The 12,420-nt window shown below is 71.2% G+C and carries 9 protein-coding genes; all 9 read right to left on the bottom strand.

Translation table 11 applies throughout. The features are described from left to right. Nucleotides 1-113: 113 nt before the first annotated feature. Nucleotides 114-2,828 carry a glycosyl hydrolase family 18 protein gene (locus tag Q343_RS0106940; protein WP_248616768.1) on the bottom strand — a complete coding sequence of 905 codons (2,715 nt, stop codon included), beginning with the start codon at nt 2,826-2,828 and terminating at the stop codon, nt 114-116. Between the two features lie 246 nt (nt 2,829-3,074). After that, nucleotides 3,075-5,705: a glycosyl hydrolase family 18 protein gene (locus Q343_RS0106935; RefSeq protein WP_081829684.1), complete on the bottom strand. Its 2,631-nt coding sequence runs from the start codon at nt 5,703-5,705 to the stop codon at nt 3,075-3,077. A gap of 149 nt (nt 5,706-5,854) precedes the next feature. Then, nucleotides 5,855-8,629, bottom strand: coding sequence for a helix-turn-helix transcriptional regulator (locus Q343_RS0106930; RefSeq protein WP_029252865.1), 2,775 nt, complete (start codon nt 8,627-8,629; stop codon nt 5,855-5,857). 201 nt (nt 8,630-8,830) lie between these two features. Continuing rightward, nucleotides 8,831-9,256 (bottom strand): D-aminoacyl-tRNA deacylase, encoded by a 426-nt coding sequence (gene dtd, locus Q343_RS0106925; protein WP_029252864.1) that lies wholly within the window; start codon nt 9,254-9,256, stop codon nt 8,831-8,833. Then, nucleotides 9,253-10,230, bottom strand: coding sequence for an asparaginase (locus tag Q343_RS0106920; protein ID WP_029252863.1), 978 nt, complete (start codon nt 10,228-10,230; stop codon nt 9,253-9,255). The genes dtd and Q343_RS0106920 overlap by 4 nt, the downstream gene beginning before the upstream one ends. Continuing rightward, a complete protein-coding gene (locus tag Q343_RS0106915) occupies nt 10,224-10,544 on the bottom strand; it encodes a DUF2516 family protein (protein ID WP_231959294.1) in 321 nt (106 codons plus the stop codon). Before Q343_RS0106915 ends, Q343_RS0106920 begins: the two co-directional genes overlap by 7 nt. A gap of 9 nt (nt 10,545-10,553) precedes the next feature. Beyond that, nucleotides 10,554-10,964, bottom strand: coding sequence for a type II toxin-antitoxin system VapC family toxin (locus Q343_RS0106910; protein WP_029252861.1), 411 nt, complete (start codon nt 10,962-10,964; stop codon nt 10,554-10,556). Between the two features lie 13 nt (nt 10,965-10,977). Beyond that, the gene (locus Q343_RS13900) at nt 10,978-11,238 is read right to left on the bottom strand and encodes a type II toxin-antitoxin system Phd/YefM family antitoxin (protein ID WP_043109741.1); all 261 of its coding nucleotides are present in this window, start codon (nt 11,236-11,238) and stop codon (nt 10,978-10,980) included. A 66-nt stretch (nt 11,239-11,304) separates the two neighbouring features. Then, nucleotides 11,305-12,417 carry an FUSC family protein gene (locus tag Q343_RS0106900; protein WP_029252859.1) on the bottom strand — a complete coding sequence of 371 codons (1,113 nt, stop codon included), beginning with the start codon at nt 12,415-12,417 and terminating at the stop codon, nt 11,305-11,307. Between the last annotated feature and the right edge of the window lie 3 nt (nt 12,418-12,420).

The raw sequence follows: 12,420 nt of genomic DNA, 5'->3' as shown, positions 1-12,420 counted from the left end.
AGCACCTCGGCCGTCGGTGACGGCCTGGTCTGGTGTCCACCGGTCGCCCGGTGGACGGTCGGGTGGAGGGTGCCCTCCACCCGACCCGGTCACGGCGCTCTCGCGCCGCCGTCTCAGCAGGCGCCGGCGTCGGCCCACGGCCCGTAGGCCGTCGCCGTGCTCGGCGTGTTGCCCTGCGTCCAGTAGCGGGCGGTCCACTCACGACCGTCGCTGCTCACCGTGGCGCCACCCGTGTAGGCGGTGCTCGCGTTCCAGGCGGGAGCTGAGCAGACGCCGTCTCCGCCGCCCGTCGTCCCGCCGGATCCGCCGGTTCCGCCGGTTCCGCCCGTGCCGCCACCGGCAGCGACGTCCACGACCGTGGCGCCTCGCGGCCAGTCGTAGGTGGTCGCGTAGTCGACCCCCTCGATCGTCACGACCACGTTCGAGAACTGCGCGATCGGGAGCGTCCACTTCATGTTGTTGGTGATCGAGCCACCCGCCGGGATCCCACCCGTCGGGACCGTGAACTCGGCGTCGTGGAAGTCGCCCGTGATACCGCCGACGTTGGCGCCGGTGTGCCCCTGCTTCGTGGTCGTCGTCTTGTAGCCCGACCAGTCGCTCATCTCGCCGAGGTCGCTCGTGCCGTACTGGAAGGACACGGTCGAGCCGGCCGGGATGTCGGTCGCGCCGTTGTTCGTGAACACGACCTTCGGGGCGATCGGGTAGTTGTTGTCGCCGAGCGCGAACTCGGTGTAGTCGATGCTCAGGTCGAGCGCCTTGCTCGGCATCGTGCGGTCCGCGTTCGCCTTCGACGCGCCGTACGGCGTCGCCGCGCTGAACTTCGAGTGCATGAGGTCGACCATGTCCTGGCCGATCTCGTACTGCCCCTTGGCCGCGTCGTACCCGTAGTCACCGGCGAACTCCCAGATCATGATGCCGCCCAGGCCCTGGTCGACGACGTAGTCGGCCTTGTCGCCGATCGCCTGCGTCGTGTCGCCGGACAGGAACGTCTTGGTCTGCGCGTTCCACCACCACTCGTTCTTGGTGACGGGGTCGAAGTGACGCTCGTAGCTGCCCTCGATCGTCGTCGGGACGCCGTAGGCCTCCGCGTAGTCGCCGACCACGCCGTTCTCGAGGTTCAGCACGTGCCAGATCGGGTTGGCGCCGGCCGGGATGGCGATCCCCTGCGGGTCGGTGTCGAACCACAGGTTGTCGATGCCGTCGGCCCCGTAGCCGCACTTGCCGCTCGTGCCCGCCGGGCAGTTGAAGCCCGCCGGTGCCGGAGCCCGGCCGCCCATGCCGTTGGTGCCGCCCTGGACGTTCTGGAACCCACGGGTGTAGAAGCCGACGCCGAGGTTGATGCGCCCCTCCTGCATCGCGCCGCGGAAGTAGTGCGCGGCCCAGTCACCGTTGAGGTAGCCCATGCCGTCGTACGCCGTGTAGACGCCGGCCGCCGCGAGCTCGGGGTCGTTCCCGCCGTCGAAGAGCGGCGAGTTGCCGCCGACGTACTCGTTCCACGCACCGTGCAGGTCGTAGGACATCAGGTTGACGTAGTCGAGGTACTGGACGACCTGGTGGACCTCCATGCCGCGCAGGAGCCATCCGGACGACGGCGAGGCGGTGGTGAGCATGTAGTACTCGCCGTCCTCGGCGCCCGCGACGTCGAGCTTTTCGCGGAGAGTCTTCATCAGGTCGACGTAGCCGGCGAAGAGGTCGCCACGACGTGCGTCGGAGAACGCGAAGTCGTCCGGGTTGCCGGCGTTCGCGTTCGACGTGGGGTACTCGTAGTCGATGTCGATGCCGTCGACGCCGTAGGTCCGGATGAAGTCGACCACCGAGTCGGCGAACGTGTCGATCTTCGCCTGCGACTCGGTCATCGTGTAGAAGCCACCGGAGGCGACACGGTTGCCCTCGCCGTCGAAGTACCCGCCGGTCTCGGCCCAGCCGCCGACCGCCGGGATCACCTTGACGCCCGGGTTCTCCTTCTTGTACTTGGCGAGCAGGTTGAAGTGCCCGGTGAACGGGAGCGACGGGTCCATCTCGGCCCCGGCGACGCCCGGCCACGTCATGTCGGTCGCGGAGTTGCCCGGCACGTCGGCGTTCACCGAGACCTTGTTGTCCGAGCCCACGTGCGCGAAGGCGTAGTTGACGTGCGAGACCTTGTCCCACGGGATGTCGCTGGCCAGGTACTGCGGCTGGTCGGCGACGCCGGTGCGCCAGTTCGTGAAGTAGCCGATCACGCGGCGGTCGAGGTTGTTGGGCAGGATCTCCCGCCCGTTCTCGTCGTAGACGTCGCAGTACTGGGTGTCCACCCCGGGCGTCGGGATCATGCCGTCAGGCCGGCAGACGTCGTCCGGATTCGAGGAGATCGGCGTCCCGGTCGACGGGTCCGTCGTCGGGTCCGTCGTGGGATCGGTGGTCGGATCGGTCGTCGGGTCCGTGGTCGGATCCGTCGTCGGGTCCGTCGTCGGATCGGTCGTCGGGTCCGTCGTCGGCTCGGTCGTCGGGTCCGTCGTCGGGTCCGTCGTCGGGTCCGTCGTCGGGTCCGTCGTCGGGTCTGCACCACAGGCGCCGAGGTTCTCCCACGGTCCCCACGGTGTGGCTCCGGGCTTATCGCCCTGGCTCCACCACTTGGCCCGGTAGTTGGTCGCGTCGACGGAGACGAGCGCGCCTCCGACGTACGTGGACGACGAGCTCCACGCGGGTTCGCACTCCGCGACGGTGGCCGTCGAGACCGCAGCGGGCGCCTGTGCCCACGCTCCGGCCGACGAGACCATGGATGCGCCGACGAGGGCCGCAGCTGCGGCGAGTGCCGCACCTCTGCGTGATCGCCTCGAGATGGGGAGCATGGTTCCTGCCTCTCCTGGATATGGCGCCCGTCGCATCGACATCGAATGCGCCGGGCGGGACTACCAGAGAACGCTACGAACCACCAGTGGAAAGTTGAATCAGCGTTTCCCACACCGTTCAGCGCTCAACCACTCGTACGGGTAGGGGTAACTACGTACAGCGGTGCGGAGATCTGACAGACCTGCGCACAGAGGTGGCGCCCGGGACCGTTCGTCGCGTCCCGGGCACCGCCTCACCTCACCGAGTCAGCACGCGCCGGCGTCCAGCCACGGACCCCACTGACCGGCCCCGCCCGGGGCTTCTCCCTGGGTCCAGTAGCGGGCGGTCCAGTAGTGCCCGTCGTGCGAGACGCGAGCTCCGCCGTTGTACGCCGTCTGCGGCGACCAGGCCGCACCCGAGCACGCTCCCGGCGGCCCCGTCGTCGGATCCGTCCCGGGGTCGGTACCCGGCCCCGGGCTGACGACCGTGACCCCGCGCGGGTGGTCGTAGGTCGTCGCGTAGGTCTTTCCGCCGAACGACACCGTCACGTTCGAGAACTGCGCGGCGGGAAGCCGCCACGAGACCTTGGACGCGGACGACGCCCCGGGGGCGATGCCGGAGGACGGCACCGTCATCTCGACCGTGTGGAAACGCCCGTCGAGACCGCCGATGTTGTCACCGGTGTGCCCGCGGGCGACGACCCTGGTGCCCCATCTACCCTGTCCGCTCATGTCCCCGGGGGCGGACGTCCCGTACTGGAAGGAGATCTTCGCCCCGCCCGGGATCGCCGTCGGACCGTTGTTCGTGAAACGCACGGACGGGTTGATCGGATAGTTGTTGTCCCCGAGCGCAAAGCCCTCGTACGAGATGTCGACGTCGAGCGCCTCCGTCGGCGCCGCGCCGGTTGCCTTCGTCGCCCCGTAGGGAGAGGTACCCGAGAACCGCTGGTGGAGCAGGTCGATCATCGTGTGCCCCTGCTCGTACTGACCGGCCGCCTCGTCCCACGCGTAGTCGCCGGCCAGCTCCCAGATCATGATCCCGCCGAGCTCCTGGTCGATCACGTAGTCGGCCTTCTCGCCGACGGCCTGCTCGCTGTCGCCGGTGATCAGGGTCTTGGTGGTGCTGTTCCACCACCACTCGTTCTTCGTCACGGGATCGAAGTGGTGGCTGAACGAGCCGGTGATCGTCGTCGGGATGCCGAACGACTCGGCGTAGTCGCCCACGACCCCGTTCTCGAGGTTCAACGCGTGCCAGATCGGGTTGAAGCCCGCCGGTTCCGGCGTCCCGTCCTCCCCGAGGTCGTACCAGAGGTTCGCGACGCCGGCGGCGCCGGAACCACAGCTGCCCTCGGTCCCCGGTGGGCAGTCGTAGCCCCAGGGGGCGCGGGCCGAGCCGCCCATCCCGTTGGTCCCGCCCGTCACACCGTCCCATCCGCGGGTGTAGAACGGGACACCGATGTTGATGCGGCCTACCTGCATCGCACCGCCGAAGTAGTGCGCCGCCCAGTCCGTGTTGAGATAGCCGATGTTGTCGTACGCGCCGTAGACGTTCGCGGCCGCGAGCTCGGGGTCCTTGCCGTCGTCGTACAACGGGGCGAGCCCACCCACGTACTCGTTCCACGCCCCGTGCAGGTCGTAGGACATGATGTTGACGAAGTCGAGGTGCTCGACGACCTGCGAGACCTCCATGCCACGCAGCAGCCAGCCCGAACCCGGGAGCGCTGCCGTCAGCTGGTAGTACTCGCCGTCCTCGGCACCGGCCTCGTCCAGCGTGACCCGCAGCGTCTTCATCAGCTTCTCGTAGTTCGCCCAGAGCTGCCCCCGCTGGGCGTTGGCGATCGCGAAGTCGTCAGGGTTCCCGGCATCCGCGTTCGACGTCGGGTACTCGTAGTCGATGTCGATGCCGTCGAAGTCGTACTCGCGGATGAAGTCGACCACCGAGTCGGCGAACGTGTCGATCCCCGCCTGCGTCTTCGTCATCTCGTAGAAGCCGCCGGAGGCCACCCTGGTGCCGTCAGCGTCGAAGTAGCCGCCCGTCTCGGCCCAACCGCCGACCGAGGGCAGGATCTTCACCCCCGGGTTCTGCTCCTTGTACTGGTGCAGCAGGTTGAAGTGCCCGGTGTAGGGCAGGGACGGATCCATCTCCGCGCCGGGGACCCCCGGCCACGTCATGTCCGTCGCCTCGTTGTCCGGGACGTCCGCGTTCACCGAGACCTTGTTGTCCGGTCCGATGTGCGCGAAGGCGTAGTGGATCGTCGAGAGCTTGTCCCAGGGGATGTCGTTCGCCAGGTACGCGGGCTGCCGCTTCTCCCCCGTGCGCCAGCTCGTGAAGTAGCCGATCACGCGCCTGTCCAGCCCGTTCGGCAGGATCTCCCGGCCGTTCTCGTCGTACACGTCGCAGTAGGGCGTGTCGACACCCGCGGTCGGCTCCATCCCGTCCGGTCGGCAGACCTCGTCGGGGTTGCCCGACGGCGGTGTCGTGGGATCGGTGGTCGGGTCCGTCGTGGGATCCGTCGTCGGATCGGTGGTCGGGTCCGTCGTCGGGTCGGTCGTGGGGTCCGTCGTCGGGTCGGTCGTGGGGTCCGTCGTCGGGTCGGTCGTGGGATCCGTCGTCGGGTCCGGGTCCGGCTCGCCACAGTCGGCGACCACGGCCCACGGGCCCCACGGGCTGGCACCCGGCTTCTCGCCGAGGGTCCACCACTTCGCCCGGTAGTTCACCCCGCCCGACGACGTGACGTCGCCGCCCGTATAGGTTGTCGTCGCGCTCCACGCGGGTGCGCACTCGACGACGACCGCGGCCGGCGTCTGCGCCCAGGCCGCGGTGCTCAAGGATGTTCCGACGAGGGCCGTCGCCGTCGTGAGGGCCGCGACCAGGCGGGCCCGCTTCGAGACATGCATGTGCATCCTCCCCTGCTCCACAGGTCCGCCCCGTTGCGGACCCGTTCACGCCGTGACGCTAGCGACGCGGGGGCGTCGTCAAATCAGGGAAACCCACAGGATCGTGACCTATATCACGGCGGGAGGTACGGGCGATCCCGTACCTCGCACTACCCGCCGTGAGCGAGGACCGTCAGCTCCACGCGACTGCGGACGTCGAGCTTGCGGAACACCCGCCCCAGGTGGACCTCGACGGTGCGCACGGAGAGGAAGAGCCTCTCCGCGACCTCGCGGTTCGAGAGCCCGCGGACCACGAGCCGGGCCACGTCCCTCTCTCGCTCGGTCAGGGGCTCCATCCACTCCTCGGTCGACACCGCCGTCGCCTCGGGCGCGGAGACCCCGACCGGCAGAGGGTCACCGGCGCCGTCGGACTCCTGCGCGGGCGCACGGCTCGCGGTCAGCCCCGCCAGCGCGTGTGCGGCAACCTCGACGCAGGCCGGCGCGCCGGCCTCCTCGAAGAGCTCCTGGGCCGCGCGCAGATGGCCGTGCGCCTCGGCCGTCCGGCCGTCACGGATCGCCACCCGACCCACGGTCATCTCTGTCCGGGCACGCTCGAACGCGGAGTCCAGCGCCCAGGACGACGCGACGGCACGCTCGCACGCCGCGGGAGACTCCTCCGGGAGGGCCACCGCCGCCGCGGAACGGTCCCGGACTGCCTGACGCAGCTCCGGGGGCAGGCACCGGGTGGTCGTCTCCAGCCGCTCGTACGCAGCGACCGCCGCCTCGCGTCGACCGACAAGTGCCCACGTCTCGGCCTCGTCGAGCCCTGCGAGCGGGAGCGCGCGCACCTCGTCCCGCCGTTCCCTCTCGGCCGCAAGCTGGAGCAGCGTCGCCGCCTCGCCGTACCGCCCCAGGAACGCGGCCGAGAGCGCGCGGTCGACGAGCCCGCCGATCCGCATCGGCGGGGCGCTCGTCCCCGCGCTGGTCGACTCGAGGGACTCGGCCAGGACACCGACGGCGCCGCTGCGCAGCAGGTCGAGCCGCCGCGCAAGCGCGGACGCCGTCCCCGCCCAGACCAGCCCGACGGGCAGCCGAAAGGCCGCGTTCGCCAAGATCGTGGCGGCGCGCCGCAGGTCGCCCGACCAGAACTCGACGAGCGCCTGGGCGATGCGCAGGTGCGCCTCCACGATCGGCGTCACGGACCTCTGCGGCCCGTCGAGCCACCGCTCGTCGGAACGCACGGGTGCGAGCTCGGCGATGAACGACGCCAGCATGCGGGACGCCGCGCCGCAGTCACCCGTCCTGGCCACCGCGACCGCGCGCGCGGCGCACAGGAGTCCCTCGTGATCCGGCGGGCCGCCGCTCGACCGGGGCAGGTCCGCGTCGTCCACCTGGTAGGCAGCCATCCACGTCTGCGCCAGCTGCAGGCCCGAGTCCCACCCCTCACCGGGGCAGAGGCGCTCCGCCTCGCCCATGAGCTCGCGGGCGGTCGTCGCACTGCCCCGCTCGACGTGCAGGGCCGCGGCCATGGTCAGGCCGCGGGCGATCGCGAACCTGTCGCCGTCGGTCACCCGGCCGTCCTGGGCCTCGGCGAGCCCTCGGGTGACGACGTCGTCCGGGACCTGGTCGTCGGCGAGGGTCAGAGCGGACGTCAGCGGCATCAGCGTGCGGGAGCGGACCTGGACGTCGCCGGTGCGTGCGGCACGCCGCAGCCACGACACGGCGTCGACGACGTGCCCGGCACAGTGCGCCGCAGCACCGGCGAGCTCGTAGGCGTGGGGCCGCTCCGCGTCGGAGGCGTGGTTGATCGCCTCACGCGCGACCTCGTGCGCCCACGTCGCCTCACCCTGCCGCAGGTGCTGGACCGCCAGGTCCAGGAGCGGCCTGACGACGGTGGGGTCGCCCTCGAGGGACGAGAGCGCCCGGTGCCACGCCGACAGAAGGTCGTCCCCGGCCGCGGCGTGCGCAGCAGCGAGGGCGGCGTGCGCCGCAGTCCGGGCCTGCAGCGGGGCAAGGCTGTGCGCGAGCGAGCGCATGCGTGGGTCGACGAACCGGAACCGTCCCGAGACGAGCCCGAGGCATTCGGCCAGACGCCCGTCCGTGATCACCTCGACGGGACAGTCGGCCGCCGCCACGAGGACGTCCGTGCGGTTGACCACGCTGACCGACGCGATCAGGAGCGCACGGCGCTCGGTCTCGTCCAGCGCGAGGATCGCCGGCTCCAGCGCGGCGTGGACGGCAGCGCCCGCGGGCAGCGGGTCGGGGAGCAGGCGCGCCCCGGCGAGCTGGTCCGCGTCGAGGTGCTCGGCCGCCTCGAGGATGCACACGAGGTTGCCGTGCAGCTCACGGGCCAGGTGCGCGGCGACCGACGGGGCGACCGGGCCCGCGTCGTTGGCGCGCAGCAGCCTCAGCACGTCCGTGCCGTCGACACGGGGCAGCGGACGCGTCCGCACGTCGTAGGGCAGCCGCCCGAAGTCGTCCGACGACGTGGCCGTCCCCAGGAGCACGATGCGTGCCTGACGCTGGGATATCGCGGCGACGGCGACGGCTCGGCTGAGGGCGTCGATCCGGTCGATGTCGTCGGCGACGACGATCAGCGTCCGGTCCGCCAGCGCAACCTTGAGGTACTCGCCGAGTGCAGCGGCCGCCACCTCCGGCAGGTAGGGGTACGTCGGCGCGGCAATGTCGAGGGCCTCGACGAGACGGTCCGCCACCGCGACACCGGTGGCGGCGACCACCTGGGCGACCAGACTCTCGACAGCTCGGCCCGGGCCACGGTCCGTCGGCGCGACCTGCGCGCTCGACCGGACGACGACGTGACCGAGGTCCTCGACGGCGTCGACGGCCTGGTCGAGCAATGTGCTCTTGCCGGAGCCGGTCTCGGCGGTCCACACGATCGCACCGTGACCGGCGTCGACCAGGTCCCGCGCGTTCTCGATCTCCATCGTCCTGGAATCGAGCACCACGCCGCTGCGACCGCTGCGTCGGGCCTGTGGCTCAGCGCGGCTGTCGGTAGTTCGTGTCGTAGACGTCATCGTCGATCCTCCCGTCCGGCGTGGACGACGATGGAAATGTTAACAACCTTGAGAAAGCCTGGATACACCCGTCCACGACTTTTGTCCTGTTGACCGAGCCTGGGAGCGCTTTCACGCCTCGAGGAGGATCGTCACCGGTCCGTCGTTGACGATCTCGACCTGCATGTGAGCGCCGAACTGCCCGGTCGCGACGCGAATACCGCGCTCCACCAGGCCCGCGACCACCTGCTCGACCAGAGGTTCGGCGACCTCCCGCGGGGCAGCCGCGTTCCACGACGGGCGTCGGCCCTTGCGTGTGTCCGCGTAGAGCGTGAACTGGCTGACGACCAGCACCGGTGCGTCCGCATCCTGGACACTGACCTCGCCGTCGAGGAGGCGGAGCTCCGCGATCTTGCGCACGATCAGCGCGACCTGCTCCGGGCCGTCGTCGTGCGTCGCGCCGACGAGCACGCAGAGCCCGGGCTCGGCGATCTGCCCGACGACCTCGTCGTCCACGCGCACCGCCGCGCGGGTCACCCGCTGCACGACCGCCTTCACGAGAGCACCGCCACGATCTCGCCCACGGGCAGCCCGCCGCCGAGGATCGGGCTCTCGCCGATCGTGTCCAGGCCCGGGGTGTCGACGCCGACCGCACGCAGGGCCGCGACGGCGATCGCCGCCCGCGGTCGGTCCGCGCCGTCGAGCACCTTGAACGCCACACCGGTCCCGTCAGGCAGCCCCAGCGCGAAGACGCCGTCGGCACCGTCCTTGGCCACGACACCCGGGATCTCGCGCATCAGGCGCGTGTTGGTCCTTTCGGGACCGCCGACCATCTCGGGCACCGCGGACATCGCCCGGGCGACGCGTGCCTCGGCGCTGCCCGGTGCCGTGCCGGGGGCGGCCGCCACACGGCCGAGCGCACGCGCCAGGCCCGCGAGCGTCGTCGCGAACAGCGGTGCCCCGCACCCGTCGCGAGTCACCGGGAGGCCTGCCTCGTCGCCCGTGAACTCCGTGATCGTCGCGGCGATCGACCGCTGCAGCGGGTGGTCCAGGTCCAGGTAGGTGGCCGTGTCCCACCCGTTGGCGACGCACGTGGCCAGCATCGCCGCGTGCTTGCCGGAGCAGTTCTGCACCACGCGCGCCGGACCGTGACCCCCACCGCGCCAGATCGCGGCCTGCACCGCGTCGTACGGAAGGTCGGGCGTGTTGAGGAGGTCGGACTCGTGCAGCCTGGTCCCCGCGAGGATCTCGCGGGTGCCCGCGACGTGCACCACCGCGCCGTCGTGCGAGGCCGCCGCGAGCGCGAGCAGGCGGTCGGGGAGGTCCAGACCGTCCCGCACCATCGCGACCGCCTGCATGGGCTTCACCGAGGACCGCGGCCAGAACACGACGTTCCCGTCCCCGCGGGCGGTACGCACGGAGCCGTCCGGGGCGGTCACCACCAGATGGCCGAGGTGGACCGACTCCACCAGGTCACCGCGGACGACGAGCGCGAGCTCGACGGCGTCGCGCGCGATCGGGGCCGTCACCATCCGCCCGACCCCTTCCGCGGGCCACGACGCCGGTACGGCGCGAGGCGGGGACGCACGTCCACGAGATAGACGATCGCGGCCACGGCGGCGATGAGGTTCAGGAACCCGAGGTTCATCCGGAGCGGCGGGACCGCGATGAACGCGAGAGCCGCGACGACGGCCAGGATGCCCGTCCAGATCGGCTTGGTCAGCTTGCGCTCCGACGTGAACGCCTCGGCAGGGCGGCGCAGACAGTCGACGAGGGCGAAGACGGCGATGGCGAGGATGGCGACCGAGAGCAGGTCCATCACGAGAAGCTGGGCGGAGTAGAGCACCTCCCGAGCCTACGGGACGACGGTGAGGCCTTCGCGCCGGGCAGCCCCGGCCACCGACTCGTCCCAGGCTGCGACCAGGAGCTCCTCGTGGGCCACCGTCAACGCGCTCGCCACGTGCAGCGCGTCGTCCGTCCGGACGGGTGTCACCGCGTTCTCGACGACCTGGACCGCACGCCGCGACACCTCCGGGGTTAGCTCGACCAGATGAAGACCACCACGGAGCCCTTGCCACGCCGTCAACGCCGTCACGTACGCCGCGTCGTCGAGCGCACCCGCATGGTGGCCTGCACGCAGCACCGCCGGGATCTCCACGACGGCGGCCCGGCTGGTCACCACGAGGTCCGCGCGGTTCCACAGGGTCGCCGCCAGCTCCGAGCCCGTGCCCGGCGTGCAGAGGTGCACGAGGGCGCTCGCGTCCATGTAGACGAGCACGTCAGCGTCGGATCCGTCGGACGAAGCTGGTCACGCCCGAGGTGCGGGCCGTGCGCTCCGGCGCACGGACCTCGGCCCGTGGCGCGTCCGGGGCCGTCAGGACCCCGTCCCGGATCAGCTGGGCGACGAGGTCCGCGGAACCGATCCCGGACAGGCGGGCGACAGGCACGCCACGGTCGGTGATGACCACGTCCTCACCGTCCCGAGCGCGCTCGATCCACTGTTTGAGCTCGGCGCGCAGTGCGCTGACGGCAACGTCCATGCGGGACAAACTACCGGTCGCCCCGCTCGGTGCACCAGGAATCCGCAAGAGATTCTCCGGCGGCTCCTACAGCTCCGGGAGCAGGGCCCGCGCCCGGGCAGGGTCCTCGCCGGCGGCCTCGAGCATGTCGACCACGGGCGACCGGAGGAGCAGCACCAACGACTGGACGTGCCAGTCCCCCTGCCCGAGCTCGTGGGGATCGAGCTCGGTCGCGACCTCCTCGAGGATCTCGCGCGCGACGAACGGGTCGATCCCCCCGGACAGGGCCGACGCGAGCACCCGGCAGCCCGACCCGAACCGCTCGACGACGTCGGCGATCGCCGAGACGTCGTGCTCGGCCAACGGGGTGCCGAGCGCACGCCGGGTCAGCACCCGCACCGACCGCACCGCGCGGTCGGTACGGACCGAGGCGTCCTGGAGCCGCCGGATCTCCGGCAGGTGACGTCGCTGCACCGCGTTGACCCGGGCGACGTCGGCCGAGTTGGTCGCGACCGACTGCCACTCCTGCAACGACGGCTCGGAGGCCCGCAGGCGCACGAGTGCCGTCTCCAGGTCGTCGGCATCGGCGTCGCGCAGTGCGTCAGCCAGGCGCGAGAGTCCGGACGCGAACTCGAAGACCGCGTCCGACGCCGCACGGCGGGGGCGGGCGCGCGGGTCACCGGGGAGCATCACGGCCACGGCGAGCGCGACGGCGGCCCCGACGAGGGCGTCGGTCCACCGGTCGAACGGGGTGACGCCGGTCCCTGGCTGGATGCTGCTGATGACGATCGCCTGCGTCCCCGCCTGCATGGTGAGCATCGGCCCGCGGTCGATGAATCGCGCCAGAAGAGTCGCGACGGCGAGGACGAGCCCCACCTGCCACCACCCGCCACCGATGCCGAGCACGACGAGCTCGCCGAAGAGGACGCCGATCGCGACGCCGACCCCCAGCTCCACGACCTTGCGGACCTCCCGGTCTGCGCTGAAGCCGAGGCAGACCCATGCCGCGACGGGCGCGAAGAAGGGGAACTCGTGACCCACGACGAAGTGTGCGAACGCCCAGGCCCCGGACGCCGCCGCCGAGGCGAGCATGATCGGCCAGAACGCCGCCCGCACGCGGTTGAGGCCCTGGCGGACGCGCGCGTGCACGACGACGCGGGGGCGATCCGTCCGCGCAGAGTCCGACACGTCCCCGCTCATGAG

The sequence above is a fragment of the Paraoerskovia marina DSM 21750 genome (assembly GCF_000701465.1).
Classification (GTDB): Bacteria; Actinomycetota; Actinomycetes; order Actinomycetales; family Cellulomonadaceae; genus Paraoerskovia; species Paraoerskovia marina.
Note: the sequence above shows the minus strand (reverse complement) of the source record. Positions and strands in the feature narration are given on the sequence as shown.